The sequence below is a fragment of the Paraburkholderia sp. SECH2 genome (genome assembly GCF_030464795.1).
Classification (GTDB): Bacteria; Pseudomonadota; Gammaproteobacteria; order Burkholderiales; family Burkholderiaceae; genus Paraburkholderia; species Paraburkholderia aspalathi.
The window spans coordinates 123432-150218 of sequence record NZ_JALPRH010000009.1 but is presented as its reverse complement, the minus strand read 5'-3'; the positions used below and the strand labels follow the sequence as shown (position 1 = coordinate 150218).

The window sequence follows — 26787 nt, the reverse complement described above, 5'->3', positions numbered from 1 at the left end:
TCGCCACCGTTTTTTCGCCACGAAGTTCGAACAGCCTAGTTTAACTTGAGACTGAACAACGCGTGAAAGTGGTCCTTAATGCATCGACAAAGTATCAATGCCGTCTTTTCTAGCGGCGACGCGTGCCGGCTCCCACCTCTTCGCGCGTTCGCCGTTCGAACGAAACCGAGTAGGCTGCCGAGCGCGCGGCGAGCAGCGGATCGTCTGAGGGCGCGATGCCATCGGGGAGGATCAGCGGATCGAAATTGATGTCCCGGCAGGCGCCGTCGATCTGGCTCTCGGCGCGCTCGATCACGATCGTGCCGGCGTCCACCCGTTGCAATTCGCGCTCGGATGGCCATGCGCGCGTCGCGTCGTCGACCAGGTCGCCCGGGCCTGCCGGCGTCAGCATGAGGTGCCAGGAAACGGGGCCGGTTTGCAGGCGCAGGTCAAGATCGTGTGCGAGAAAGTCGGGGTCGCGCGCCGGGTTAGTCCGCTCGTTCGACGCCGCATAGGGCGTGTCTGGAACGACACTCCAGCGGACGAAACGCGTGTTGCCATTGGCATCGACGAAACGGAACGCGTCGATGCCGAAGTAGCTTGCGTTATAGAAAGCCGAGGAAGGTGGATGGGTATCGATCCACTCGCGAAAGGCCGTCGTTTCGGGATGCTGCGAAAAAAACGCGCTCAATTTCGCGGGATCGGGCTGGCCGGTCCGCGCATCCGGGCGCAGCGCCACCAGTTGCTCGTACAGTGCCTGTGGCGTGGCGACCTGGAAAACCGGCACGGAGTTCATTGCGGTGCGCCATTGTTCTCCGTTGCGCAGCGAGAAGAGCAGCGCAAAGCTGCGCACGGACGTGTTGACGTCGTCCTGGGCGGGATTGCCGCCCGGTGCGGAGAGGCGGCCGATCACAGGGGTGCGGCCGCGCTCGAACACGCTCGCGCGAGAGAGCGCGGCGCCGTTTCCGTTGCTGTCGAAATAGCCCCTCACGCAGACTCCCTTGGCATGATTACGGCGAAAGCCGGCATGCCTGCCCATGCTGTCCTCGAAGGCGTCGATCATCCGGGCGGGCGTCAGTGCGGGCTCGCTGCCCGGCCATTGAATCCAGTCCGCGGTCCACGCGAACGCTCCCGCGATAGCCGCAATGACGATCACGATGAGGGCGTATCGGAGAACAAGCCACGATGGCTGGGGGCGGGACATGATGCAGCGTGAAAGCGAAACTCGCCGATCCAGAAAGCTGACGAGTATAAAGCAGGGTACGTCTCGCCGCCTGGCCGCCCAATGGAATCTATTCGCCGTGAGCCGTGGATCCTGTCACCTCGTCGCGGAATAAAACGGCTTCAATGAGAAGATCGCGGCTGAGGTCGGTGGTCAGAGCGTCCGCCGCCTCCGCCTGTTCGTTATTGGCTGACGTCGATCCGACCATAGACGCCAGTCGTCGGTGTCGGGCCGGCAGCGAAGAACAAGGTATTGAGCGGCTGATTGGCAGCGTTGTTGCCGAACGAGATGCCCCAGATACCCGGCTGTTTGAATGTCGATCCGTCCGTTTGTGTCATGGCGCCGATGAACGCACCGGAATTCGGGTCGAACGCGTCGATGGTGCCATCGCCAAAATTCCCGACCAGCAGATCATTGCTCAGTGCACCGAAATTAGCCGGCGCCACCGCAAGACCCCAGGGCGAATTCAGCGAACCGCCCTGGGCAATGCGCTTCGTGAGATGCCCGGCCGTGTCGAACGCGTCGACGGCGCCGTTGCCCGGGCCGTTCACCTGCGTGTGTCCATCGGGACCGAGCTTCGCAAACGTCACATATACGGTTGTACCGACCACACGTATTCCGAAAGGGGACAAGCCGGCAGGCAGGCTGGGATCCTTGAATTGCCCATCGAGTTGGATCTTGTTGAACGACTTGTCGAACACATCGACCTTGCCGTTATGGAAGTCCGCCGCGTAGAGCAGGTTCTGACCGGCATTCGTGCCAATGGCGAGACCCTTGTAGACCGCGCCGCCAGTGCCGTCGTCGTGCGCGTTAACCGCTTGCGTCGGCAACACCTTCGGCGACCAGCCGGCGATCGTGCCCGCGTCGGTGGCCCAGAGGAAGAGCGCGTTGCTTGTGGCGCCGTTTGCGCTAATTGCAAAGTCGGTGCTGGTATTGAACACGATGCCCGTCGGACCGGCAGCTTGCCCACTTGCCGCGGGCGGGATCGTCACGACGAGCGACTGCACGACGCCGTTGCCGTCATAGAGCGTCGACTTTTTCGTATTGTTGTCGGATACCCACATGACGCCGGTTGGGTTGAAGGCGATGCCCCAGCCGTTCTTGAGATTGGCGTCTGTGTTCGGTGCGCTCACACTGCCGTCGGAAACCAGCACGGTGGCTTTGAAAGGCCCAGTGACCGGAGCCGGCGGCGTGGAATTGTCGCTGCTGCCACCGCATGCGGTGAGCGTTGCCGTGCAAGCGGCGAATGACCAGGCAATAAATGTCTTTTGACGCAGTTTCATTTTCGCGGATTCCTCTTGTATTCGGAGTGGCGCCCGCCGCAATCGTCTCTCTCCACCTGCGATGCACGCGAACGAACGATCCGGGAGCGCGCAATGGAATGGGCGTGCAACCAGGGAATAGGAATTCCACAGATTGAATTGCCCGATCTCGTTGACTCTGAATCGTCCCTCTCCGAACGTCTGGGCTTGCGTTTTTATTCCACGACGGAAAACAGTCTCAGGCGAGAAGAAACCTTGCGTTGTTCTGGAATACCTCATCGGTCAACGGTGTTGTGGAAAAGGCAGAACCGCCGCAACGCCCTTCATCACACGATTCGAGGACCCTATGCCTGACCACTTCAATCTGCTCGTCTACTACGACGGATCGCCGGAATCCAGATTGGCCTTACTGCGCGTGACCCGTTTGGGATGTGCGTTGACCGCCACTGTTCATGTCCTCTCTGTTGTGGATATTGGCTCGGCTGTCGGCTGCAGTGTCGGATACCTGTCGGACATGGCGTGTTCGCAAATGGAAGGCGCGGCGAAGCAGGTTCTGGAGGAAGCGCTGGACCATCTAAGAGAGAGCGGAACGGTTGCGCGCGGATATGTTGCAGCGGGTAACGTGGTCGATAGCATGGCCAGGTACGCAGGCTTGCTCAACGCGGACCTGCTTGTGCTGGGTCACCGCAATCCGCGCGGACTGGCAACGTGGTGGAGCCAGCCATCCAACCACACGGAGCTTGTGAAACGCGCCGCAGGGCGTGCTGTTATTACAGTGCCGTTAGATTAGATGATGGCGCTACGGATAGATGCGCTGTTGTGATGGGTGGGGGGGAATGGTGCGGGAAAGGTAATTGGCCGCAGCGCAACTGCCGGAATAATTTGCCAGCGTTACCTGTTGTCAGGATAGGCCTGTCGTCGACAGCCAATCGACCTTTAGAGAACGCGCCATGTCTTGTCCCGGAACACGCCCTAAATCAATAAGTACGCCGCAACTCGTTACGTTATACGAACTTCTGATCGAATCTGCCACAGCACGCCCTCACGCCATCGCGCTGATCGCTGGCGATGATGCATGGACCTACGATCGTCTGACGCGGTACGTCAGAAGACTTTCGCAAGGTCTGCTCATTCAGGGTGTGAAACCGGGCGATCGAGTCGCACTGCACCTGACGAACAGACCTGAAACCGTCGCCGCGTTTTACGCGTGCATGTTGACAGGCGTGATTGCTGTACCGCTGAACACCCGGCTCACACGCGCGGAACTCGAGCCGCAACTGCGTCGGCTGCAGGTTTCGTTGTACCTGGGCCAGATTGAACTATACGGCGCGATCGCCGGCATGGATGCTTCGATTCTCGATGCGGACAAGTGCTTTCTCGTTGACGGCTCGTCACTGGATACTCGCGCCAGAGCATGGAGCGAGTTGCTCGAACATCATGCAGACGAGGTGCCGCTCGCACCGGTGCGCGTGGATGAACCTGCGCTTCTGCTGTCAACGTCCGGCACGACCGGCGAACCGAAGTTCGTCACGCATACGCCGCGGACGATGTGCGCGATGACGCAAGCATGCCAGGACATCGCGCTAAAGCCGTACGAGGTCGCGTTGATTGCCACGCCCATGATGCACGGGGCGGGGCTGTTCACTACGCTGGCGACGCTTGCCACTAACGGCACCTGCGTCCTGATGGATCGATTCGAGCCTGCGGCCGCGCTTGACCTGATAGAACAGCAGCGCTGCACGATGCTGATGTGGCTGCCGTTCATGTATTCGGAAGCGATGGCCCAGCAGGTTGCGCGGCCACGCAACGTCGCGTCACTGGGCACCTGTCTCGTCGGAGGCGACACGACGCCGCCGAGTTTGCAGGAGGCGTTTTTGCGCGTGTTCGGCGTCAGGATGCGCAACTTCCTTGGGATGAGCGAAAGCGCGGGCACGTTCACTTATGGATTCGATACCGGGCCGGTGTGCCGCGCGGTCGATATGGACCGGGTTCGCCTCGTCGATGAAGAAGGCAACACCGTCAGGCGCGGCGAAGCGGGCGAGTTGTTGCTGCGCGGCCCGAACGTGTTCATCGGCTATTGGCTCGGCCCGGGGCGCATCGACGATGCGCGCAAGGACGGCTGGTGGGCTACCGGCGATGTGATGCGCCAGGATGAGGCCGGCGATTTCTGGTACGTCGCCAGAAAGAAAAACCTGATCATTCGCGGCGGGTCGAACATCTCGCCGACCGAAATCGAACACGCCCTTACTGTCCATCGCGGCGTGAGCGAGGCAGCGATTATCGGCGTGCCGGATGCCGTCCTCGGTCAGCGCGTGATCGGTTTCGTCAAACTGACCGAAGCCGCGACTCAGGTCGAGGACGTGTTGCACGATCTGTCCACCAGAGTGGCGCGCTACAAGATGCCGGAGCGGCTCATCGTAGTTGATCAGTTGCCGCGTAATTCGTTAGGCAAAGTGGATCGGGCGAGGCTAAGAGCAATCGGCGAGCGTCTGGACGATTCGCGCGCGGCCTAAGCGGATGTCGCCTGCTGATCCGGTCGTCTCTCTGAGTAACGCAAGTGCTTCAACAACGCCGCCAACACAGGAGAAACCTGCTTGCGCGACGGGTAATAGAGGAAGAATCCGGGGAAGGGAGGGCACCAGTCCTCCAACACCCGGACCAGACGTCCAGTCCTGATATCGACCGCTGCCTCATGCTCCAACACGTACGCTACGCCAAGACCATCTATCGCGGCCTCGAGCATCAGATCCGGCTCATTGAATGTCAGCGGTCCCGACAGCGTTACCTTCAATTTTCGGCCGCCGTTTTCAAACTCCCATGAATAGAGGCTGCCTGCCGTTTCCATCCGGTAATTGATGCATTGGTGATGCTGAAGATCGTCCGGCGTACTGGGAGCAGAGTGTCGCGACAAATATTCCGGTGAGGCGACCACAGCCATCCTGAGGGCCGGCCCGACCGGCAGAGCCACCATATCCTGTTCGAGTTTCTCGCCCAGCCGGATGCCGGCGTCGAAACGCCCGGCAACAAGATCCCTGAACGCATAGTCGATGATGACCTCGACGGTCGCTTCCGGATAGGTCGTGCAGAAGTCGGCTAGCACCGGACGGATGACGGCCTCATACCCTTGCCGAGTGGCGGTGATTCGGAGGGTGCCTGAAATGCGATCGCGGATTCGACTGAGGTCTCCCAAGGCGCCGTCGATCGCATCGAGAGCAGGTTTGAGCGTCAGCAGGAGCGTTTGCCCCTCGGCGGTGGGTGCAACGCTGCGGCTGGTTCGTCGAAGGAGTGGGTAGCCGAGGCGATCTTCAAGTCGCTTGATCGTATAGCTCAGCATCGAATTGGACACGTTCAGTTCGGCGGCCGCGCGGGAAAAACTGCGCAGCCGCGCGACGACGGCGAAGGCCGAGAGGTCATCCAGGACCCCATGCGAGATCGTTTTATCTGCTTGCATGACTCATGCGAATTATCCGTGATGATTGAATGAATCGTCGCATCTATCCTTTCTGGAGGTCAAGGCATCGTGCGCCAGGCGGTGTCGATAATCTGAAATGAAGCGGAGGAAGGATGATTAACGATAATTCCGTATGGCTGATTACCGGTAGCTCTTCCGGTCTGGGTCGGGCGCTGGCCGAAAAGGTGCTTGAACACGGCTATCGTGCCGTTGTTACAGCTCGCAGGCCCGCTTCCGTTCGCGACCTTGTCGAGCATTACGGCGACCGGGCGATGGCTGTCGGCCTCGACGTGACCCAGTCCGCACAGATCAGCGCTGCGGTGAAAGCGGCGCATGAGAGATTCGGTCGGATCGACGTACTCGTGAACAATGCGGGCTATGGCTATATCGGGGCCATCGAGGAGGGCGAGGATGCCGAGATTCGCGCGCAGTTCGATACCAATGTCCATGGCGTCGTTGCCTTGATGCAGGCTGTGCTACCGGGGATGCGTCACCGTGGCAAAGGTCATATTGTCAACGTGAGCTCGATCGGTGGGCTCACCACTTTTCCGAACGTCGGCTACTACCATGCGAGCAAGTACGCGCTTGAGGGCCTTTCGGAGACCCTCGCGAAAGAGATGGCGCCGTTCGGCATCGGCGTGACGGTGGTCGAGCCCGGCGCGTTCAGGACTGATTTTCGCGGCCGTTCGATGCGGCAATCCAGAATTCGCATTCCCGAGTTTGCCGGGACACTGGGCAAGCAACGTGACGCGCTCCTCGACTCGCACGGAAAGCAACACAATGATCCGGTGAAAGGCGCGCTCGCAATCATTGAAGCATTGAAGGCGAAGCAGCCACCCCTGCATCTGCTGCTGGGCGCCGACGCGCTTGACCTTGCGCACAAACAGCTTGCTGCCCTGCGCAAGGATTTTGATGCGTGGGAGACGCTCTCACGAAGTACTGCGTTTGACGAGGCGGGGTAGGGTCCTATCACGACGAGCAAGCTGAAGCGTCTGGGCGAACTGCTCGTCGAGATTTCCACTACGCCCCATCGTTGCCAAACCGCAGCGGTGCGTTCTTCAGCACGAGCGCCATGAACTGGGGGCTGGCAGCCCCCTTTGAAGATGCGCTTACCTTATCGGGCCAACTCACAACGCGCTGGGCTGCTTCCAAAGATTCAGCGATTGGCCAACTCCCTGACGCACTGCATTCTTGTAAATTTCAAAACCCCAGCTGATGTCGAAAACAGCCATGCCGCAGGCAATGAAAATGACCCGCTCTTCCGCGTTTTCGCGCCCGGGCTTAATGCCATTCACGACGTCACCTAGCCCAGTCGAATCCGCCAATGCGGGCAGTTTGCCCGCATCGATCAACCGGTAGAACGGGCCGCCGATCACACCGCTGTAGTAGGCGTCCTTGTTCCCCGATGCGTCGGCATCCTCGACATACGCCTCTTGCAGAGGCGTGTGATCGAAGACGATCTTGCAATCGATCAGGAAAGATTCGTCTGTGTTGAACGGCCCCGACACCAGGATGGTCGCTCCCGCCTTGATCCACTCATCCTTGAAGTAGAGCGGCTTCAGGCGCGAGGCCGCGACCGTGATGACGTCCGCATCACGAAAGCCTTGTTCCGCCTCGTCGACGCCGATGGCGCTGATACGGTATTTTTCCTCGACCCAGCCGGCGAACTCGTTCGCTTTGGCGAGGAAGACGTCAAAGCAGATGACTTTCTCGACCGCGCCGAGTTGGGTCATGATTGCCGTGAAGCAGGCCTTGTTGATCGGGCCGCAGCCGATAACCGACACGGTCTTCGAATCCTTGTTGGCCAGATGCTTTGCTGCGACACCAGGCACAGCTCCAGTTCGCGCCGCACTCAGAAGGTTCGCCGACATAAGAGCCAGCGGTGCCCCGGTGTCCTTGTCATTGAGCATCATGGTCAGAATCGAGCGCGGCAGTTCCTTCTCCGCATTGGCATGGTTCGATCCGTACCATTTATTGCCGCAGACATCGAAACGTCCACCCAGATAACCGGGCATGGCGGCGAAGCGTCGGTCCGGTCCCGCCACCGGCATGTTGGGAAACTTCGTCTCTTTCGGGAAGACGATGTTCAGGCCGTGACTGTTGTGATTGGCGCCGCCCATGAGGTAATCGCCTTTACCAAGAAGACTGAAGGTCTCCTCGCAGACAGAAACACAACTCGCTGCATCCAGTACGCCGGCTGTGATCATGTCCGGCTCTGAAAGATAGAGGAAATCGATGTTCGGATACATTTGAGTTCACCTTTTCGAAGTGAGTGGGGTGGCATGTCGGCGGGTTCCTGTCATCAGAAGCACGCGTCAAAACCGAAGAAGTGGCGAGATATCAAAGAGGCGGCAACCGGGGCTGCGTGCATTGGCGCGCATCAGGAAGTTCAGCTTTTCAATGCGTTCTCCGGAACGCGGTGCGCCGTTCTTTTGAAACGGTACCTGGAGGCCGACTGAGAAATCCATCACAACGTCATCCACGACGCCACCGGAGCGGCCTGATGGCACCGCGATCATTCCGTGTTCTTCTGCAAATCGATAAGCGTCCAGCGCTTCGGTGATCGTGCCGACCTGATTGGGCTTGAGTACAAAACCACTCACGGCGCGGAGTTCATAAGCTTTTTTAAGCAAGGCCGGATTGGTTACGGTCAGGTCGTCGCCGAGAACGATCGTGCGGTCGAGTTCGCGAACCGCCTTGACGTAGCCGGTCCAATCGTTCTCGTCGAGCAGATCCTCGATAAAAACAAGGGGGAAAGTTTCCGTCAGGAACCTGGCATAGGCGATGAGTTCGTCCGATGACACCCATTTGCCTTTCAGCAGATAGGTGTTGGTCTCCCTGTTGTACATCTCGCTCGAGGCGCAATCGAGCGCGAAGGCGATCCTGCCTGTATAGCCGCACGCGTCGACCGCTTTCTGCATCAATGTCAGGATCGTCTCCGGGTCGTCCGACGGCGCGGCATATCCGTAGGAACTGGCAACCTGTGGCTTATGTCCCAGGTAGTCCGTGAGCACGTCCGCGAGTTTCTGGAAGACGGCGACCGCCATCTCGATCGACGAGTCGACGCGATCGGTGCCGTAGGGAACAATCAGAAACTCATTGAAAGCCTGCGTTAGTCCGTCGTATCGCCCGCCATTGATCACGTTGAAGCAGGGCACCGGCACGGTTCGAATGTCGCCACCCGCGATGTGCTTGTAAAGCGGAGTCGAGAGCGCGGCTGCCGCGGCGCGGAAAGCTGCAACGGAGACCGAGTAGATCGTATTGCCCCCCAGGCGATGCTTGTCGGGCGTGCCATCCAGGGCGATCATTTTTTCGTCGATGGTTCGCTGGTCGAACACGTTCATGCCGATGAGCGCCGGACCAATGACGTTCACCGCATTGCTGACGGCTTGATGAACGCTGAGCCCTTTATAGGTCGACGGGTCGTTGTCTCGCAGCACAAACGATTCGTGCATGCCCACCGAAGTGCCGGTAGGCGCGGCGCCCAGACCGATTGCACCGCTCTCGGTGCGGATCTCGACTTCCACAGCGGGGCGGCATTTGCAGTCGATGATCTGCTGGGCCCGCACGGATGTGATCCTGTCTTCCATGTTATTCACCCGCCTTCGGCTCAGGAATGTAAAGGATGTTCAGGTCGCACAGGTTGGTGCCCGTGTTGCCGGTGAAAACCGTAGAGCGAATCGAATCGAGTGCCTCGAAGCAACTGTGCTCACGCAGTGCCTGATACAGACTGATTCCTTTGTCGGCCGCAGCCTTGAAACTGGTGGAATCGGTAATGCCACCGGCGACGTTCGCCGTTCCGTCCGTGCCTTCGCTATCAATCGATAACAGGCATGCGCCTTTTGTCCTCGCGGCTGTGATCGCAAAACTCACGGTCATTTCCTGGCCTGGCCCACCGTGGCCCCTGATTACGCTGTTGTCGTCGATCAGCGTCGTAACTTCGCCGGAGCTCAGAAGCACACAAGGAGGCTTGAGCGGGTTGCCATACGTCTGGATTTCGCGCGCTATCGAAGCGAAGAATGTGCCGGCGTCACGGCTTTCGCCCTCGAGGAAGGACGAAACGATCATGGCCGGAAGACCCATCTCCTCGCAGATTTCCTTGGCGTAGATGCAGGAATCCGGCAGCGTGTTGAGCAGGAAGTAGGTGTTGTCGGGAAACGCTTTGGGCGTTTCCGCTTCGGGGCCGGCGTTCATCAGATAATCGACGACGCTCGTAGGCAGACGATCGGCGACATTGCGATTGACGATCGTTGCGCGCGCATCGTCCAACGTCGTCATGTCGGGGCCGATCGGCGTGCTTTTGTAGGCCGCATAGGGTACGGCGATATCGCCCGTAGCAGGCGAGCCCACGGCGTCGCTGATACCGAAGCCGATCAGCTCGGCCCCTACGTTCTGAATGCGCTTCGCTAACATGCCGCCGTTCAGGGCCGAAATGTGACGGCGCACCGCGTTGATTTCGTAAATGCCCGCACCGGATTTCAGCAGCACATCGGAGGTGTTGATCTCATCCTGCAAGGTGATGCCATCGATCGGGCACGACATGAGCGCTGAACTGCCGCCGCTGATCACCGCAATGAACAGATCCTCGGGCCCAGCCTGATTGACTAGTTCGATAATTTTCCTGGAGGCGCGGTGACCTTCTTCGTTGGGGAGCGGGTGTCCACCCACGAAGACTTCGGTCCTGTTGAAGCGATCGGTTTCCTCAAGGATCTTTACTATGGCGATTCCCTGAGTGAGGAAGTCCCCTAACACGTGATCGACCGCCATGGCCATGTGATTGCAGGCCTTGCCGGCACCGATCAGGTACACGTTGCGCTTCAGCGATAGATCCCATGAGCGGGTTCCAACATGCAACACGCTGCCTTCCATGCGCATGATGTTTCTGATCCGCCGATAGCTGTCCAGGCGTTCGAGTGTGCGATCGGCAATCTCGAGCACGACTTGTCTTGATGACGAGTCGCCTTGCGAGAGGATCGCGTCTGCATTTCGTATCTTGTTCATGCTGAGGAAAGACGGTGAGAGTGATCGCCACAAAGAGAGTCGGGCGGGATGGCTATCAATTTAGGCAAATGACCTGTACAGATACATGTACACTTGGTGGGGGCGCGAGATAGCTGTAGAGGTCTCAGCACCTCTACACCTTGTTAGTCGTCCGTCTGATTTCTTCCCTGTGTGGCCACGATGAAACCCGTTTTGACACTGGATTCCCGATCGGATATGCCGCTTACCGTGCAGATCGTGGCCGGGGTGACGAATGAAGTTGCTGAGAAGCGCTGGAGATCTGGTGCGCGCGTGCCGAGCATCCGCGCATTCGCCACGGCGCACGGCGTGTCGACCTTCACGGTCGTCGAGGCCTACGATCGGCTGGTCGCGCAGGGCGTACTGGAAGCGCGGCGCGGATCGGGCTTTTACGTTGCTGAGCGGAGCCTCAACACGCCGCGGAAAGTCGCCGAAAAGCTTGATGAAAGCGTGACCAATGGCTGGCTATTGCGAAACTTTCTTGGCGCGGATGAAGGGGCGATTTACGCGGGAGCCGGCTGGCTTCCGGAGCCATGGTTCGATAGCGATGGCCTCGCGCGTGCGCTCAGACAACTCGCATTGCAACCGGAAAGCCTGCTGGGTTATGGGCACGCGCGGGGGTACGAGCCGTTGCGGGAACAGATAGCCCGACAGTTGTCGGACTATGAAATCGAGGTGGATGCCGGCGGGGTCATGACGACGCTGGGCGCAAATCAGTCGCTGGACCTTGTGATACGCCAGTTCACTCAACCGGGCGACACGGTCCTGGTCGATGAGCCGTGCTATAGCGACCTGCTGGTTGCCTTGCGCTTGCGCGAGGTCGAAAGCATCGGGATACCGATGACGCCCGTCGGACCGGACATTTCCGCCATCGAGACCGTTTTCGAAACGCGCCGTCCAAAGGTCTACTTCACGAATAGCCGACTTCATAACCCGACCGGAGCGAGTTACAGCTCCGCGACGGCCTTCAAACTACTGAAAGCCGCGGAACGCCACAACTGCCTGATCGTAGAAGACGATGTTTCCGCCGGCCTGGTGCAAGGCTCGCACGTGACGCTGGCTTCGATGGATCAACTGAAACACGTCATTTATATCGGCAGTTTCTCCAAAACAATCGGTGCGGGTTTGCGCGTCGGTTTCGTGGCCGCGGAGGCTGGAATACTCGAGGGTTTGCTTTATCAGAAGCTGGTGTCGGGTATGTCGACGCCGACCGTCACGGAACGGCTAGTGAGCGCGATCCTGGCAGAAGGGCATTTTCGCAAACAGACGGAACAGTTGAGAGAGCGTCTCGCAACGGCTCAGGAACGGGTCTGTCGCCGCCTCGAAGCAATCGGGTTTGAGATCTTTTGCGAGCCTCGCGCCGGCATGTTCGTATGGGCGAGGCCGGCAGGCGTCGAACTGGATTCGGCGGAACTGGCCGAGCGTGCTCTCGACAAACGCATTCTGCTTGCGCCGGGACATCTGTTTTACGGCGGGCGCGTAAAGACGAACTGGTTGCGATTCAACGTGGCACATAGCAACTTCGATCGGCTTTTTTCTTTCCTGGCGGAATCCGTTGGACGTTAGCGTTTCCGCTTCACAGTAGTGCCATCCGGAACGGTATTGGCGGTCAGCCAATGCCGTCTGCGAAGCCAGCCTTTTCCGTCTCTATCCCGTCGGCGTAATTCTGCTCCAGTCAAACACCCTGGCAACTGTGCAGGTCTTACTAACTGCACAGGTAGGGGTGCGTGTCGGCGAGTGTGCATGTCGCGTGGCAATTTGGACCAAAAGAATACGCAGACTTCCGGGAGCGCATGCGTTCCATGGAAGCGAATACGGATATCGGATCACGTGATGCGAGAGCCGGTTACCAATCGATCACTGCGAGGAGAAAGATTCATGGACGGTATTAAGACTTCGGCCTTGTTCGCTGCATTGCTATCCACCATCTGCATGACTGCGCAAGCGGAAGTCGTCAAGGTGGGCGTTGCAGGTCCGTTGACGGGAGGGCAGTCGAATTTCGGCAAGGACGATGAGAGGGGTGTCCGGCTCGCGGTAGAAGACCTGAACCGCAAGCCGATGGTCATCAACGGTGAGGCGGTCACGTTCGCCGTGGTGTCAGAGGACGACGCAGCGGATCCCAAGACGGGTGTATCCGTCGCCCAGAAGCTGGTTGATTCAGGAGTGAAAGCCGTTATAGGCCACTACAACTCCGGCGTGACGATTCCCGCATCGCGCATCTATAACGATGCGCACATTCCGATGATCACCGGTGCGGCATCGAACCCGGCTGTTACCCAGCAGAACTATCCGTATGTGTTTCGCCTCGCCGCCAGCGACAATGTGATGGGCGCACGCATGGCCGAATACGCCGCGAACGTGCTTCACGCGAAGCGGGCCGCGGTGATCGACGATCGCACCGCATACGGCTCGGGAGTCGCCGATGTATTCGTCGCCACGGCTAAGAAAAACGGTCTCGAGATTGTCGGGCGAGAGTATTCGAACGACAAGGCCACCGACTTCAACGCGATCTTGACTCACATGAAAGCCGAACGACCAGACGTCATCTTCTATGGCGGCTACTACGCGCAGGCTGCTTCGATCGGACGGCAGACCAAACAGTTAGGGCTCGAGATTCCGATTCTCGGCGGCGACGGCATCTGCTCCGTCGATATGCCGAAGCTCGCTGCGGGATCGCTGGATGGCCGGGGCTATTGCGCTCAAGGCGGCGCGCCGCTGGCCACATTGCATGGCGGTGCCGATTTTGCAACCCGATATGAACAGAAGTTTGGCGCGAAGAACGATATCTACTCGCCGGCGTTCTATTCGGCAACCATGGTAGTGGCACAAGCTATCAAAGCCGCGAATTCAACCGATCCTGAGAAGTTCGTGCCGCTGCTTAAACAGACGCAATTCTCGACTCTGGTCGGAAGAGTGGCTTTCGACAAGACAGGTGAGTGGATCGACGCGCCGGTGACGGTCTACAAGGTGTCGGGCGACGCTCTCAATCCGATCCGTTAACGCTCTGCAAAATCTGGAGAACGGCGAACGAGCGGCGCGAAGCCGCTCGTTCCGTATTCAGCGAAACGACTACCAGCCAAGCGTTGCGAAAAGCTGTGGTACTTCGTCCAGCGTCTTGAGCGTGGCGTCAGGTGTGTAATCCGGCAGTAGCTTCCGGCCCGTACCGCGATCGATCCATACACACCGGAAGCCGATGTCTCGTGCCGCGGCGTGGTCGAGATGCGGGCTGGCGCAGATATGCACGACATCGTCCTTCGATACACTGAGCAATTCGTGTGCGTACTCGAACAAACGCGGTGTGGGCTTGTATGCGCCGGCCTGCTGTGCGGTCACCACGCGGTCGATATGACCGCCGAGCTGGGCGACGTTGCCTGCAATGATGTCGTCGTCGGTATTCGATACGATGCAAAGACTAAACCCCATCGCCTTGAGCTTCTCGAGCGTGCTGACGACTTCGGGAAACGGTGGCATAGCCGAAATTCGCGATGTGAGCACCGTGGTGTCTTTTTCGCTGCCATCGAGACCGAACTCCTCCAGCGCAAGACGCAAGCCCTGGCCAGAGACCTCACGGAACGAACGATGCGGCGGCGTTTGTTCGAGTGCGTGTTCGTGCCGGTCGTACACCTCGATAAACCTGGACGCCTCGACTTCGGTCGCGCCGCGATGGCCGAGAATCTCTTGCACTGCAGCAAGCAGACCTTCGTCCCATTGAATGAGCGTGCCGTAGCAGTCAAAAGTCAGCCATGTCGGCCGCCGCGTACCCTTTAGTGACATCATTGACTCCGTCTGGTAGAGAAGATGTGTGCAGGATAGGCTGAATGCTCTATATTGGAAAATTAAATAAATTTCTGATCCTTAGTGAAAAGGTAAATGACGAATCATGTTTGACCTCGAACTGCTGAAGACACTGATTTGCGTCGTTGACGAAGGCAGTTTCACTCGCGCCGGTGAACGCGTCCATCGCACGCAATCGACAGTAAGCCAGCAGGTGCGCAAACTCGAGGAATCCGTTGGGCGACCGTTGCTTCTTCGAGACCGAACCGGTAGCCATGTGATTGCCACCGAGCATGGCGTATTGCTTACGCAGTACGCGCGCAGGTTGCTGGCTTTGTCGCAGGAGGCGCAGGAGGCGCTCCGGCGAGATGTGCAGCTTTCGCCGGTGCGCATAGGCGTTCCGGAAGACTTCGACGCGCGACGTATGTCAGCGATGCTCTCCGGTTTTCTGAAAATCCGTCCGGATGCGCGACTTGAAACGTTAGCGGGCATGAGCGCGGTTTTGCAGCAAAAGCTTTCCGGCGGCGAAATTGATATTGCTCTCGTCAAACGCGAGCCTGGCAGTGGCGACTGCTACGCATCGTGGCCTGAGGCACTTGTCTGGGTGCGGGGCCGGGACGTCGTTCTGCCGAAACGGGATTCGGAGGAGCCCGTTGCGCTTGCGCTGTTCCCCGACGGATGCATTTACCGGAAGCGTGCGATTCGCAGCCTCGACAAAGCAAAGCGTGCGTGGCGCGTAGCGTTCGGCAGTCAAAGTCTCACGGGGATTCAGGCGGCCGTTGCCGCAGGCCTGGCCATCTCGGTGTTACCCAGGTCGGCGGTTTTGCCCGAGCATCGAATTTGCACGGATATGCCGCCATTGCCGCCAACCGAACTGGCGCTGATCGGCGCAGGCGACGTGCTCGACACGGTGCAGCAGGATCTGATCGAATTTTTGACGCAGAAGGTTAGACGGGCCTGAGTTCGCGTAGGTGCTCGCTGCAGTTCGGCTGCGCCAGGTGACAGCCAGGGAAACTAGGGCGCGGATGCCGGCCCGGCGCTCCCAGCCTTTTGAGGCGCGCCTTTCTGGGGGGTGTCTTTGTGGTGAGATTTCTTGCCTGTGCCAAGCGCCTTTTGTTCGGCTTTCCGCTGCGTGTCCTGCATCTGCTTCGTCCCGGGGGCGCGTGTCTGCGCCACGACTTCCGGGGCAAATGCGATTGACATAGCAAAACTTGCGGCGACTGCCAGCGAGACCGTGTAGCGATTTTTCATGATTCTCTCCCAGGTCAGACGCCGGGGGCGTGACCAGGACATCAATCTACTCCATCGACGGCATGGCCGCGACCTGATGCGTTGTGCGCCGGCGTTCAGATTTTTGCGGGCAATGGCAAAGCGATATGCGCTGCGGCCCGCATCTCACCCAGCAATGCTTTGCCTGACCATGAAGGGCGCACGTCGGCCCGCTCGGCTTCCCGCACGAGTTCGCATAGCCGTGCGTTGGCCGGTGCCGCTTGCCCCAGGCGTTGGGCGAGGCGCACGACCTCGCCATTGATCCAGTCGACTTCCGTGGCGCGCCCGGCCGCCAGGTCGTCGGACATCGACGAGCGCGCGAGCGGATCGATCGTCAGCATCGCGCGGCCCAGCCGTTCGAACAACGCATCGGGTACGCTCAGAACACGTGGTATCCAGGTGCTTGGAAGCGGTGTCACTCTGGCTGGCCGTATGCCGGCCTGCTTCAGAAGCGCGAGCGCTTCTTTCTGCGCCATCGCGAGACAAAGCCGGTAGGCGCGTTGCGAGAGCTCCTCCTTCAAAGGCCGGTTCGCCAGCGCATTGATGGCGTTGTTGAGGTTGAGCAACAGCTTCGCCCACTGCACCGGCAACATATCGGCGTGCTGGATCAGCGGCAGACCCGCTCTCCTGAACTCGTCGACGAACGGCTGCATGGCCGGCGCATGTCGGATCTCCAGCTCTCCCGCTGAACCTTGGTGAAACGCACCCGGACCGCGTTCGACGACATTGAATGGCACCATCCCTTCCAGAACCGTGTGCTGCGGCAGCGCGGCGCGCAGCACGTCCGCATTGCCAATGCCGTTCTGGAAGCTCACGACGATCGTGCCGGGCCGTAACACGTTCGCCAGTTCGGCAGCGGCGGCGGGCGTCGCTGCCGACTTGACGGTGACGAGCACGAGATCGGCTGCAGCGGCGCTGGCCGCGTCCGTCGATACGTCGATGCGTTCCGACGGAGCATGCCAGCGGCTATCGTCGTGCCGCGACAGCGTGATGCCTTGATTGCGCAACTGGTCGGCCACGCGTGCACGTCCAATGAAACTGACGTCGCTCCCTCCGGCAAGAAGCCGTCCGCCGACATAGCAACCAATTGAGCCGGCACCGTAGATAAAAATCTTTGCCATACAGGTTCTCACGTGACTTACCAGATTAATCTTGCGAGCGGACCGTGTTAGTCCGCATATCCAGGGTTGCGGCGGTCGAGCCGACGCAACAGCCCAGGCCATACCAGCGCTCCGGGTGTAAGGCCCCGCGTGGCCATCCGGATCTGTTCCTTGATGCCGGCGAGAATCTGCTGCGGGATGGGCGTGAGCTTGCCGCCACCTGACTGGGCGCGCACCTGAATCATGCAGGCTGCTTCAAAGAAGTACATGGCGACGAAGGCGTCCGCCGGCGCCGCGCCAACCGTCAGCAGGCCGTGGTTGCGCAGCATCAGGTAAGTGTTGCTTCCGAGGTCTTGAACGAGGCGGGGCTTCTCGGCTTCATTGAGGGCAATGCCTTCATAGTCGTGGTAGCCGAGCGACGCCAGCACACCAAGTGACTGCTGGGAGAGCGGCAGCAATCCCGCCTCCTGCGCCGACACGGCAACGCCGTTGACCGAGTGAGTGTGCATCACGCAATGGGCATCTTCGCGAGCCGCATGCACGGCGCTGTGGATCGTGAAGCCGGCCGGGTTGACGTCGTACGGCGATTCGACGACCTTGCGGCCGTCGAGGTCGATCTTGACCAGCGAAGAGGCAGTGATTTCGTCGAACATCATGCCGTACGGGTTGATCAGGAAATGGTGTTCGGGGCCCGGCACTCGCGCCGAGATATGGGTAAACACCAGATCGTCCCACCCGAACAGCGCCGTGAGACGGTACGCGGCCGCGAGATTGACTCGCGCTTCCCATTCGGCGGGCGAAACGTCGTTCTTCAGACTGACAGCAGATGAGGCCACGTCGACACTCCTTATTCGATGGTTCAAGCAATACCCGGAACAACACTGAATAGCACCCTGCGAATTCGCTCATTTTGCGCCTGCGACGCAGCAGGTGCTGCAGGGTCAAAGTCATTGCGTCGTCAGATGCGAATCCACATGATGTTCGCGAACCCGCCTAAAATCTGTCGGATACCCGACAGGTCGACGCGCCCATGGAATCCAGCCTGCACCGCTACCGGTCACAACTCGAAACGACCCCATGGTTCCGGGGCCTGCCTGTCGAGTTGCGGGACTATCTGATCAGCCATGCCAGCCTGCTCACGCTGGAAAAGGGCCAATCCCTGTATCGGCGTGGCGAACAGTCTTATGGCCTGTACGCCGTGCTGGGCGGCGCGCTTGCTATCGGCACAGTCGGGATGGATGGGAAAGAGGCGTTGCTCGCGGTGCTAGGACCGACCGCATGGGTGGGGGAGATCTCGATGTTCGACGGGCTGCCGCGGCCGAACGACGCCACGGCCGTCAGCAGGACCTTGCTGCTGCACGTGCCCGGGGTCGCGCTGCAGGACCTGCTCGATTCCACTCCGCGTTACTGGCGCGATTTTGCTTTGTTGATGGCGCAAAGACTTCGGGTTTCGTTCGAGAACGCCGAAGCGATGACCCTGTTGCCCGCGGCACAGCGCGTGGCGAACCGTTTGCTGATGATCGCCAGCGGTTATGGCGGTCTCAACGCCTCGCAGAGCAGGATAAGGGTCTCGCAAGACAGCCTGGCTTCGATGGTTTCGCTGTCGCGGCAGACCACCAATCAGTTGCTCAGGAACCTCGAAAGTCAACGCATAGTGAGCCTGAAATCGGGGGAAATTACGATTCTCGATTTCGATCGTTTGCGGGCAGCCAGTGTCGGCGATCTCAATCCGTAACTGTTACGCGGGTGCGGTGTGGGTGAGCGTGTTGCTGATGAATGCGCTTTTGTTGTGGATGGAGTGGGTCATGCAGGGGCTGCGTGTGCTTTTGACCAAGCGGGTGCAAGCGGATACCGGACGCGCCATCACCCGGCGCTGTTCGGAAACCCGACTGGCAACCCGTCGATGGCGCAGCTATCTCACGCGGCGAGCGCTGCGGTTTCTTTCTTCGCCGAGGCAATGGCCCCACTGCGTGTCTCTTCACCCATCGCCACGCCTTCTGCGCGAATGAAGGTGATATCCGTGATGCCGAGGAAGCCGAACGCCGCCTTCAGATAGGTTTCCTGATGATCGAAGAAAGCGGCGGGCGAGCCTTCACTGTAAACACCACCGCGCGACGAGGCGATGACCAGCTTCTTGCCGCCGGCCAGTCCGACCGGGCCGTGCTCACCGTAGCTGAACGTCTTCCCAGCGACCGAGATGCGGTCAATCCAGGCCTTCAGTTGGGAGGGCACGCCAAAGTTGTACATCGGCGAGCCGATGACCACGATGTCGGCGGCCAGGAACTCCTCGAGCGCGACCTGTCCCAGGGCGACGTCGGCCTTCAATGCCTCGTCGACCGGAGCGCCTTGCGCGGCCGCAAGGTGGGCTCCCGTCAGATGGCCGATCGGCGTGGCGGCGAGGTCAAGACGAGTGACGGTAAGGTCGGAACGGCTGGCCTGGAAGGTCGCAACAACCTCCGCAGACAGATCGCGGCTGACAGAGCCTTGTCCGAGGATGCTGGAATCTACGTGTAGCAGTTTCATGAAAGTGATCTCCGAAGTGGCAGACGAAGCGTCTGCCGGAAATCCGCACGATAGGCTCCGACCTGCAATCTGGATAGCCTATATTTTCAGATGAAACCCATCGTTTAAGTAGATGTATGCCTGACGACGTGACGGCAGATCAGTTGAGGGCGCGAACGACTCGTGGATGCGCGAGTCGTTGCCAGTGAGAGGGGTAACCCGGCAGTAGCGCGAGATACCTTAGCTACTCTTCACGCGCGTGGATGCGCGGGGCTGACTACCGGACTTGCCCGAACGTGGTTCGGCCTTGTCCGCACAGGGCGTCTCCGGCTGTTTGCTGAAGACGAGTGTCTCGACCATCTGCCAATACGCATCGACAACGGCTGGATCGGACGCCGAGACATTGCTGGTCGCAAGCATCTCCGGGCCGAATCCGGAGAGCGTGGATGTCAGGCTGATCATGAGGTAATGCAGGAGGATCGGTTCGACTTTGGGCAAGGTGTTTTCATCTTGCGCCGCGCGAATCTGTGGAATGAGCCAGTTGATCAACGGCTTGAGCACTGTGTCCGCGAGCCACTGCAAACGCGGGCTGTACACGAGGAACTCTTGCAGCATGAAGCGGTGAAACTGGGGAAAATCCACCGTGAACCGGAACAACGAGCGATACACGAGTTTTACCCGGTCCGCCGCCATGGCAGGGGGCGTATCCGTCAGATTGATGTCCCATTCCTGGCGAATGCGTTCGAACACAAACTCCGCCACCGCCTGCCAGAGAACGTCTTTGGATCGGTAGTGGTAGGTGATAAGCGGATGTTGCAGGCCGATGCGATCCGCGATGCTACGAATACTCGCAGCCTCAAAGCCCTTCGTGGCGAATTCGGCAAGTGCCGCGTTCAGGATCGCGGAGCGGGTTTCCTGCGCCCGCTGCTGCTCCGCACGTTTGAGTTCGGTTGGTCTGCTTTTGTTACCAACGTTCTTGGAACCTGCGCTGTCCGCCATTTGGTTTCTCGATTGGGAAATTCGTTATTGCGTTGCTTCTGTGCTCCGGTGCCTTCCGCCTTCAGACAGACCAACGCCGGGTAGGCCTGGCAGGCCGCGACCGTCAACGAAGGCAGGCATCGCAACGGTATCACACACCCAGCGCCGAGGCCTGGCCGCGCTGAACCCGTTGAGCACAGTCGATTTGGCGGGCACAGTAACACACTCTTTAACGACCGCTGGCCTGATGCGCCGGCAACTCCGAACGAAACAAAGCATACCGTTGGCTCGGCAAAAATCACGAGTCTAAAGAGCATCCTAATCGTCAGACAAAATTGTATCGCGCATGCCGCGTGCTCGGTCGATCCGCTGCTCCTTGCCGTTCAATTTCCTTTTAAATTGACATATCGTAAAGTATAATGAAGATGACCTGGTTGGTCCAGGGGTTCAAATGCAATTCACGGATCAAGGACAGATGGAAAGCAAAATCACGCTGACATCAAGTGACGACATCGCCTTCGTTACGATGGTGAATGAAGCGCGCGCGAACTCGATCGACAAGACGTTCTGCGATGAACTGCTGGGCGTCCTCCGCGAGGTTGAGGGGGCGTCGAAGTATCGCGCGGTGATACTTCAAGCTAGGGGCAGGATATTTTCAGCGGGCGGAGAGCTTCGCCAGATCTTCGACGGCGTGCAGCGTTCCGATTCCTACCTCGAATCGCTAATTACCGCACTGCACGCCGCGATTGTGACGATGCGGCGCCTGCCGATCCCTGTGATCGCCAGCGTTCAAGGGGCGGCAGCAGGCGCGGGCTTTTCGCTGGCAATGGCGTGCGACCTGGTGGTCGCATCGAACACGGCGCGCTTTGTTGTCGGCTACGCCAAGCTGGGGACATCCAGCGACGGTGGTCTCTCGTTTCATCTCGCGCGTCGATTGGGAGCGGCGAGGGCACTAGAGATCCTGTTGACGCGTGACTCGTTGACTGCGGACGAGGCCAGGCAGTTAGGGCTCGTCCAGACTATTGCCGAACCCGCTTCCTTGCAGGACGCCACGCTGGCGCTTGCGCGGAAAGTCATCGACGTACCCGTCGCAGCGGTTAGAGAAATGAAATCGCTTGTTGGGATGGTGGCCGAAGATAACCTCGAGCGCCATCTTGAACAGGAAAAACAAGCGTTCCTGCGATGCGCGTCGACGAAGGAGTTTTCCGAGCGAGTCGCACAGTTCATCGCAAACTCTGAGTCGCCCCGAAGAAGCACATCGACCTGAAGATAAAAATCTCATCTCAAGGAAGGTCCAAAAAGTCCTGAACTGAGACGCTGTTATTTCGCACGGTCCACACATCCCCATCTTCTTTGCCAGTTGGCGTCTTCGTAAAGTCGCTACTGCGCGGCGTCCCCATCGACTGCCTCGTTCAATCCCATTCACACCTCCGCGCGAATTCAGGGACCCGTTCCCTTCATTCGTCAGGTGAACATACCTGGGGATACTCCTATCCAAATTAAACTATACGAACGGAAAATTTAGACATATCCTTCTTTCCAGTAACCCTGATGTGCCAGTTAGCAGTGCGTTAAAAACGACATAGGAGACTGGAGATGAAGAGATTGTCCTTGGCCGCGGCGCTGTGTTGTGCCACGTCCGCGGTGGTGTATGCGCAAAGTTCAGTGACGCTGTACGGTCTGCTGGATGAAGGTCTGACTTACACGAGCAATCAGAACGGACATTCAGCCTGGTTGGTTCAGAGCGGAGGTGGATCACTGTCCAGATGGGGGCTGCGTGGCGCTGAAGACCTGGGTGGCGGTTACAAAGCGGTCTTCACGTTGGAAAACGGCTTTGACGTGTCGAGCGGAAACCTGTCGAACAATGGACGTTTGTTCGGCCGTCAGGCGTACGTTGGAATCTCAAGCCCGTATGGGACGTTCACGGTTGGACGTCAATACGAGGAAGTAGCGGAAATGCTCTCTCCCATCGCGGCCGGTTTGAACTGGGCGGTCTACTTCGCTCACGCCGGCGACGTCGACAACGTTGGCGGAAGCATACGCATCAACAATTCGGTCAAGTACGCCAGCCCGAAAATTGCAGGCTTCACATTGGGTGCGCTCTATAGCTTTGGTGGGCAGCCCGGACAATTCTCAACGAATAGCGTGACGTCGGTGGGACTGAGTTACAACGGAATCAGCTTCCCGCTGTATGTTGCAGCTGCCTATACGATCATCAAGAATCCGTATGCGGCCGCATTCGATAGCATCGCACCGCGAAACATCATTTATTCCCGGTACGTTCAGAGCGCGGAAAGCGAATCCATCGCAGGGGTAGGTGCATCGTACAAGCTCGGCAGCGCTTCCATTGCTTTCCAGTACACGTCGACGCAATTCAAGAAAGGCTTTCTTGCCAGTAACGTGCGCTTCGACAACTACGAGGCCAGCGTCGGCTACTTCATTACACCGTTTCTGTTCGCCGGTGCGGCGTACATCTACACGCACGGCAAAGTGGATGCAACTTCCTCGACGCCCATCTATCGGGCAATCGATCTCTACACCAACTATTTCCTCTCGAAGCGGACGGACGTTTACTTTGCGGCCGAACTGCTGAAGGCCGCGGGTTCGGCGACTCAGGCGCAGATCACGTTGATTCCATCACCGTCGAGTGGACAAACTCAGGGCTTGTTGAGAGTTGGGATTCGTCACAGGTTTTAACGAACGTGTGATGTCGGTGGTGTCGAGAAGCAGGTGAACCCAGATTGACACCGGAATCAGGTGATCGATCATCAAGGACAATGCGATGAATAGCACAGGCTATGCCCAGCGGGACGTGCGCGAGATTTTCAACGATATGCCGATGGGGCGTAAGCAGTGGACTGTGTTCCTCATCTGCTTCGCCGCAACAGCGATCGAAGGTTTCGATACCATTGTGATCAGTTTTATCGCGCCTGCGATAAGTCAGCATTGGCATCTATCGAGCGCTGCTCTTTCACCTCTGGTGGCTTTCGGACTCACCGGCTTACTGATTGGATCGATTGTTGGAGGAACGCTGGCTGATCGTGTTGGCCGTCGAACCGTGAGCATCGTGGCAATCGCATGGTTTGGAATCGCGGGTGTGATGTCGAGCGAAGCACAGTCGATATTTCAGCTTGTTGCCTTGCGCTTCATAACCGGCCTCGGCATCGGAGCGGCGATGCCCGCTACGTCGGCGATCGTCGCTGAATATAGCCCGGACCGTTCACGCTCAGCGATGCTTGCATCGACTTACTGTGGATTTCTTTTCGGTGCGGCAGCCGCTGGTTTGGTGACGTCTCTCGCTATCGGGACATTGGGGTGGCGAGGCATGCTGGTACTGAGTGGTCTTTTGCCGCTTGGGGTCGTTGCTCTATTTGCATGGCAAGTGCCCGAGTCGCCGCTCTACGTCGTGGCCAGTCGAAGGTCCAACGACGAGGCGCGGCGAATTCTTGCCAAAGTGTTTCCGTCTTTAGACTGCACCGGAATGCACCTATTCATCGCGGAAACGCGTGAATCGATAAGCGGAAGCAGGGCGCTGTTGAGCGCGAAATACCGGCTCGGTACCGTGTTGACGTGGCTTGCAGAGTTTGCAGGTTATCTGGTGTTCTTTCTGATTGGAAGCTGGATGCCGACCCATCTGAAGCAGGCGGGGCTATCGATGCACGACGCCTCGCAAGTATCGTCGATGTTCCAGTTCGGTGCGCTTGGCGGCGCGGTTCTTTTCGCCATCCTTGTTCGTCGCTTTAACGTGGCGTCAGTCGTTTCCGTGGCATTCGGCGCGGGCTCGCTGCTTGTCATCGCGTTGGGCATCTCCGAAACCACTCAGTGGCACGCGGGCGTGGTCTTCCTGTCCGGTATAGCCGTTGGCGGACCGCTTATCTGTGTCAACACCATTCCAGGCATCTTCTATCCAACTGCGCTGCGTGCGTCCGGCGGTGGCTGGAACGTTGCGATTGGACGGCTGGGGTCTATTGTCGGTTCGTCGTTGATTGGCCTGATCGTCATATCGGGTTTTCCGTACCTGCTCACATGTGCGTTGTTGTCGATACCGCTTCTGATGGCTTGCGTATGCATGACCGTCATGGCCCGAGTGCTCTCTGCACAACGGCGATTGCTGACCGAGCACGTGGCGGACATCAGTGCTGGATCGACAGATGATCCACCGTTGCCGAACAGCACCACGCAGTGACGGTATGGCATTAGCACCCGAGGTTATGGGTAGGTAGTCGCTCCAGGCTCGCAATTCATTTGGGATTCAAACTTTTATTTTTTGGCACGTCGTTCGTCTTGCATACTTTACGGACGTGCAGTATAGTGAATTACGGAATCTGCCTGATCGTGCGGCTCTTGATGAGTGAACGCAAATGCGCATGTCGGTGGGTAAAGCAAATTTTCGGCTTTGAGACGGCCGTCTGTTGACGCCGAACAGGCCAACGAAGGAGGAGACATGATTGAAGAACGCGACATCGTCGTAACGATGCGGGACGGAACCCGTCTTGCGGTAGACGTCTATCGACCGGATGCGGATGGCAAGTATCCCGTGCTGTACGCTTCGGCGCTGCACAACAAGGATCTTCAGGGTCCGGATATTGCGGACGTCTTGCCCCCACAGCCCGCGCATGCGCCGCTCTGGTTCGGGCCGATAGAAGCCGGGGACACTCGCCGTTTCATCGCCAATGGTTATGTGCACGTCATTGCGCAACCGCGCGGCTCCGCCAAGTCGGAAGGCCACTACGGCGAGGAGAATACCGACCACTACGACATGATCGAATGGATCACGCAGCAACCGTGGTCCGACGGCAAGGTCGGCATGGTAGGGATCTCGGGTTTTGCCGGCGAACAATGGCGTGCGGCGGCGCAGGGCCACCCCGCGCTCAAGGCAATCTTTCCGTACGACGCCTGTAGCGCATACGGCGGGATGTTCGGGTTCCGGGACTTCAATCCCGGTGGCGTCATTCACACGTTTCCGTACCTGCTTGACGTTTTCAGCACGGTGCATGAGCCGCGCGGCGTGCCGGGTACGTTACCTGAAGCGCAAGAGGAACTCTGGCGCGCAGCCATGCGCAATCCCGACTACAAGATGTACATCAACCTGTACAACATCCTGACGCAGAAGGGGCAGCGCACGGGGGTGATGTATCACATCATGACGAACCCTTGGGAGCCGGAAGGGACGGTCGAACGAGCCGAGGAGATTTTCAAGTCGATCAAGGTGCCGTTCTATACCGGCTCTGGCGCCTATGCCTACACGTACAAATTGCACTGGCTGGGCGCGCAGCATTACTTCAGCAATGTCAAACAGCCGCGCAAGCTGGTCTTTACCGGCCCGGCGCATCTGGAGCGGCCATTCCATCAGTATCACGACGAGGTTATTCGCTGGTACGACTACTGGCTGAAGGGTATCGATACCGGCATCATGAACGAAGCGCCGGTGCGTTACTGGGTGATGGGCGCCAACGAATGGCGCACGGGGAGTGACTGGCCGTTGCCTGAGACGCAATGGGCGAAGTACTACCTGTCGGGCTGGGAGCAGCTTTCGACAGACGCCCCTCGACCTGCGGCGGAAGTTGGCAACGCGCATCGGGAACCTGATGTCTTCACGCAGATGCCGCTCAAGAAGACCTCCAAAGTTGAGCGCCTGCGTTACATGACTGAGCCGCTTGCGCAGGACGTACTGGTGGCGGGTCCCATTTCACTGACGCTCTACGCTGAGATCGACCAGACCGACACGAACTGGATTGTCGTACTCAAGGACGTGGGCCCGGACGTATCGGTGGTTACTGCACGTGTCGGCGAACGGTCGGTTCCCGACACACTGCCTGAGCGCGAACTCACCCGTGGCTGGCTGAAAGCGTCATACCGCGCAACGGATCCTGCCCGATCCACGCCTGCGGAGCCGTTCCACAAGTTGACGAAAGAGTCGATCGCGCCGGTCACGCCGGGCGATATCGTCAAGTATGAAATCCAGGTGCTCGCAACGGCAAACCAGTTCAAGGCCGGCCATCGCATCTGTATCGAGATTTGCAGCATGGATGCGCCGACAGGAACGGGCGCGATGACCGACGTCGAATACATTCCGTATCACGTCACCAGCAGCAACACGGTGACTCACAAGATTTACCGTGACGCGGATCGCCCTTCACATCTGCTTCTGCCAATCATTCCGTTGAATCAAGACAATTCCTGAAATACGAAACATTCCCGAGCGTCACGGACGCTTGGTGAATCTGACTG

The 26787-nt window shown here is 58.8% G+C and carries 23 protein-coding genes; 11 read left to right on the top strand and 12 right to left on the bottom strand.

Annotation, left to right across the window (positions count from 1 at the left end; all coding sequences use genetic code 11):
• Positions 1-109 precede the first annotated feature (109 nt).
• Entirely contained in the window at positions 110-1183 is a 1074-nt protein-coding gene (locus M0D66_RS17635) for a catalase family peroxidase (protein WP_211705489.1), read from the bottom strand.
• A gap of 200 nt (positions 1184-1383) precedes the next feature.
• Positions 1384-2484 carry a TIGR03118 family protein gene (locus tag M0D66_RS17630; RefSeq protein ID WP_200654764.1) on the bottom strand — a complete coding sequence of 367 codons (1101 nt, stop codon included), beginning with the start codon at positions 2482-2484 and terminating at the stop codon, positions 1384-1386.
• A gap of 325 nt (positions 2485-2809) precedes the next feature.
• On the opposite strand from M0D66_RS17630, the gene M0D66_RS17625 reads away from it, so the two are divergent.
• Positions 2810-3253, top strand: a complete 444-nt coding sequence (locus tag M0D66_RS17625; protein WP_266211083.1) for a universal stress protein — start codon at positions 2810-2812, stop codon at positions 3251-3253.
• 160 nt (positions 3254-3413) lie between these two features.
• A complete protein-coding gene (locus M0D66_RS17620; protein WP_211705485.1) occupies positions 3414-4976 on the top strand; it encodes a class I adenylate-forming enzyme family protein in 1563 nt (520 codons plus the stop codon).
• Here the strand turns inward: M0D66_RS17620 and M0D66_RS17615 are convergent.
• Positions 4973-5914 (bottom strand): LysR family transcriptional regulator, encoded by a 942-nt coding sequence (locus tag M0D66_RS17615; RefSeq protein WP_244869688.1) that lies wholly within the window; start codon positions 5912-5914, stop codon positions 4973-4975. The two genes, M0D66_RS17620 and M0D66_RS17615, sit on opposite strands and share 4 nt — an antisense overlap.
• Positions 5915-6027: 113 nt before the next feature.
• On the opposite strand from M0D66_RS17615, the gene M0D66_RS17610 reads away from it, so the two are divergent.
• The gene (locus M0D66_RS17610; RefSeq protein WP_211705483.1) at positions 6028-6876 is read left to right on the top strand and encodes an oxidoreductase; all 849 of its coding nucleotides are present in this window, start codon (positions 6028-6030) and stop codon (positions 6874-6876) included.
• 165 nt (positions 6877-7041) lie between these two features.
• On the opposite strand, the gene M0D66_RS17605 is transcribed toward M0D66_RS17610, so the two are convergent.
• The 3 genes from M0D66_RS17605 to M0D66_RS17595 all read right to left on the bottom strand — a co-directional run bounded on the left by M0D66_RS17605 (position 7042) and on the right by M0D66_RS17595 (position 10915).
• On the bottom strand, positions 7042-8163 hold the full coding sequence (locus tag M0D66_RS17605) for a tyramine oxidase subunit B (RefSeq protein ID WP_211705481.1): 1122 nt from the start codon (positions 8161-8163) through the stop codon (positions 7042-7044).
• A 66-nt stretch (positions 8164-8229) separates the two neighbouring features.
• A complete protein-coding gene (locus tag M0D66_RS17600) occupies positions 8230-9504 on the bottom strand; it encodes an enolase (RefSeq protein WP_266211082.1) in 1275 nt (424 codons plus the stop codon).
• Between the two features lies 1 nt (position 9505).
• Positions 9506-10915, bottom strand: a complete 1410-nt coding sequence (locus M0D66_RS17595) for a glycerate kinase (protein WP_211705478.1) — start codon at positions 10913-10915, stop codon at positions 9506-9508.
• Positions 10916-11107: 192 nt separating this feature from the next.
• On the opposite strand from M0D66_RS17595, the gene M0D66_RS17590 reads away from it, so the two are divergent.
• Positions 11108-12499, top strand: coding sequence for a PLP-dependent aminotransferase family protein (locus M0D66_RS17590; protein WP_244869687.1), 1392 nt, complete (start codon positions 11108-11110; stop codon positions 12497-12499).
• Between the two features lie 312 nt (positions 12500-12811).
• The gene (locus M0D66_RS17585) at positions 12812-13933 is read left to right on the top strand and encodes a branched-chain amino acid ABC transporter substrate-binding protein (protein WP_211705475.1); all 1122 of its coding nucleotides are present in this window, start codon (positions 12812-12814) and stop codon (positions 13931-13933) included.
• A gap of 69 nt (positions 13934-14002) precedes the next feature.
• On the opposite strand, the gene M0D66_RS17580 is transcribed toward M0D66_RS17585, so the two are convergent.
• A complete protein-coding gene (locus tag M0D66_RS17580) occupies positions 14003-14707 on the bottom strand; it encodes a haloacid dehalogenase type II (RefSeq protein WP_211705640.1) in 705 nt (234 codons plus the stop codon).
• A 106-nt stretch (positions 14708-14813) separates the two neighbouring features.
• Between M0D66_RS17580 and M0D66_RS17575 the strand changes: the two genes are divergently transcribed.
• Positions 14814-15668, top strand: a complete 855-nt coding sequence (locus M0D66_RS17575) for a LysR substrate-binding domain-containing protein (RefSeq protein ID WP_211705474.1) — start codon at positions 14814-14816, stop codon at positions 15666-15668.
• Positions 15669-15721: 53 nt separating this feature from the next.
• Here M0D66_RS17575 and M0D66_RS17570 read toward each other — a convergent pair whose 3' ends face one another.
• The 3 genes from M0D66_RS17570 to M0D66_RS17560 all read right to left on the bottom strand — a co-directional run bounded on the left by M0D66_RS17570 (position 15722) and on the right by M0D66_RS17560 (position 17912).
• A complete protein-coding gene (locus tag M0D66_RS17570) occupies positions 15722-15958 on the bottom strand; it encodes a hypothetical protein (protein WP_211705472.1) in 237 nt (78 codons plus the stop codon).
• Between the two features lie 95 nt (positions 15959-16053).
• Entirely contained in the window at positions 16054-17097 is a 1044-nt protein-coding gene (locus M0D66_RS17565; RefSeq protein WP_211705471.1) for a 2-dehydropantoate 2-reductase, read from the bottom strand.
• 47 nt (positions 17098-17144) lie between these two features.
• Entirely contained in the window at positions 17145-17912 is a 768-nt protein-coding gene (locus M0D66_RS17560; RefSeq protein ID WP_093640057.1) for a class II aldolase/adducin family protein, read from the bottom strand.
• 194 nt (positions 17913-18106) lie between these two features.
• Here M0D66_RS17560 and M0D66_RS17555 point away from each other — a divergent pair, with 194 nt between their 5' ends.
• Positions 18107-18811 (top strand): Crp/Fnr family transcriptional regulator, encoded by a 705-nt coding sequence (locus tag M0D66_RS17555; protein WP_200654625.1) that lies wholly within the window; start codon positions 18107-18109, stop codon positions 18809-18811.
• Positions 18812-18993: 182 nt separating this feature from the next.
• On the opposite strand, the gene M0D66_RS17550 is transcribed toward M0D66_RS17555, so the two are convergent.
• Both M0D66_RS17550 and M0D66_RS17545 read right to left on the bottom strand, forming a co-directional pair.
• The gene (locus M0D66_RS17550) at positions 18994-19599 is read right to left on the bottom strand and encodes an FMN-dependent NADH-azoreductase (protein ID WP_200619069.1); all 606 of its coding nucleotides are present in this window, start codon (positions 19597-19599) and stop codon (positions 18994-18996) included.
• A gap of 219 nt (positions 19600-19818) precedes the next feature.
• Positions 19819-20577, bottom strand: coding sequence for a TetR/AcrR family transcriptional regulator (locus M0D66_RS17545; RefSeq protein ID WP_093640048.1), 759 nt, complete (start codon positions 20575-20577; stop codon positions 19819-19821).
• Between the two features lie 454 nt (positions 20578-21031).
• Between M0D66_RS17545 and M0D66_RS17540 the strand changes: the two genes are divergently transcribed.
• The 4 genes from M0D66_RS17540 to M0D66_RS17525 all read left to right on the top strand — a co-directional run bounded on the left by M0D66_RS17540 (position 21032) and on the right by M0D66_RS17525 (position 26740).
• Positions 21032-21823 carry an enoyl-CoA hydratase/isomerase family protein gene (locus tag M0D66_RS17540; protein ID WP_211705469.1) on the top strand — a complete coding sequence of 264 codons (792 nt, stop codon included), beginning with the start codon at positions 21032-21034 and terminating at the stop codon, positions 21821-21823.
• 329 nt (positions 21824-22152) lie between these two features.
• Positions 22153-23253 (top strand): porin, encoded by a 1101-nt coding sequence (locus tag M0D66_RS17535; protein WP_211705468.1) that lies wholly within the window; start codon positions 22153-22155, stop codon positions 23251-23253.
• Positions 23254-23338: 85 nt separating this feature from the next.
• On the top strand, positions 23339-24742 hold the full coding sequence (locus tag M0D66_RS17530; RefSeq protein WP_266211081.1) for an MFS transporter: 1404 nt from the start codon (positions 23339-23341) through the stop codon (positions 24740-24742).
• Positions 24743-25000: 258 nt separating this feature from the next.
• On the top strand, positions 25001-26740 hold the full coding sequence (locus M0D66_RS17525; protein ID WP_211705466.1) for a CocE/NonD family hydrolase: 1740 nt from the start codon (positions 25001-25003) through the stop codon (positions 26738-26740).
• Positions 26741-26787 lie beyond the last annotated feature (47 nt).

Coding starts and splice junctions, on each gene's coding strand:
- M0D66_RS17635 (WP_211705489.1), bottom strand. CDS start 1,183: ATGTCCCGCCCCCAGCCATCGTGGCTTGTTCTCCGATACGCCCTCATC.
- M0D66_RS17630 (WP_200654764.1), bottom strand. CDS start 2,484: ATGAAACTGCGTCAAAAGACATTTATTGCCTGGTCATTCGCCGCTTGC.
- M0D66_RS17625 (WP_266211083.1), top strand. CDS start 2,810: ATGCCTGACCACTTCAATCTGCTCGTCTACTACGACGGATCGCCGGAA.
- M0D66_RS17620 (WP_211705485.1), top strand. CDS start 3,414: ATGTCTTGTCCCGGAACACGCCCTAAATCAATAAGTACGCCGCAACTC.
- M0D66_RS17615 (WP_244869688.1), bottom strand. CDS start 5,914: ATGCAAGCAGATAAAACGATCTCGCATGGGGTCCTGGATGACCTCTCG.
- M0D66_RS17610 (WP_211705483.1), top strand. CDS start 6,028: ATGATTAACGATAATTCCGTATGGCTGATTACCGGTAGCTCTTCCGGT.
- M0D66_RS17605 (WP_211705481.1), bottom strand. CDS start 8,163: ATGTATCCGAACATCGATTTCCTCTATCTTTCAGAGCCGGACATGATC.
- M0D66_RS17600 (WP_266211082.1), bottom strand. CDS start 9,504: ATGGAAGACAGGATCACATCCGTGCGGGCCCAGCAGATCATCGACTGC.
- M0D66_RS17595 (WP_211705478.1), bottom strand. CDS start 10,915: ATGAACAAGATACGAAATGCAGACGCGATCCTCTCGCAAGGCGACTCG.
- M0D66_RS17585 (WP_211705475.1), top strand. CDS start 12,812: ATGGACGGTATTAAGACTTCGGCCTTGTTCGCTGCATTGCTATCCACC.
- M0D66_RS17580 (WP_211705640.1), bottom strand. CDS start 14,707: ATGTCACTAAAGGGTACGCGGCGGCCGACATGGCTGACTTTTGACTGC.
- M0D66_RS17575 (WP_211705474.1), top strand. CDS start 14,814: ATGTTTGACCTCGAACTGCTGAAGACACTGATTTGCGTCGTTGACGAA.
- M0D66_RS17570 (WP_211705472.1), bottom strand. CDS start 15,958: ATGAAAAATCGCTACACGGTCTCGCTGGCAGTCGCCGCAAGTTTTGCT.
- M0D66_RS17565 (WP_211705471.1), bottom strand. CDS start 17,097: ATGGCAAAGATTTTTATCTACGGTGCCGGCTCAATTGGTTGCTATGTC.
- M0D66_RS17555 (WP_200654625.1), top strand. CDS start 18,107: ATGGAATCCAGCCTGCACCGCTACCGGTCACAACTCGAAACGACCCCA.
- M0D66_RS17550 (WP_200619069.1), bottom strand. CDS start 19,599: ATGAAACTGCTACACGTAGATTCCAGCATCCTCGGACAAGGCTCTGTC.
- M0D66_RS17545 (WP_093640048.1), bottom strand. CDS start 20,577: ATGGCGGACAGCGCAGGTTCCAAGAACGTTGGTAACAAAAGCAGACCA.
- M0D66_RS17540 (WP_211705469.1), top strand. CDS start 21,032: ATGGAAAGCAAAATCACGCTGACATCAAGTGACGACATCGCCTTCGTT.
- M0D66_RS17535 (WP_211705468.1), top strand. CDS start 22,153: ATGAAGAGATTGTCCTTGGCCGCGGCGCTGTGTTGTGCCACGTCCGCG.
- M0D66_RS17530 (WP_266211081.1), top strand. CDS start 23,339: ATGAATAGCACAGGCTATGCCCAGCGGGACGTGCGCGAGATTTTCAAC.
- M0D66_RS17525 (WP_211705466.1), top strand. CDS start 25,001: ATGATTGAAGAACGCGACATCGTCGTAACGATGCGGGACGGAACCCGT.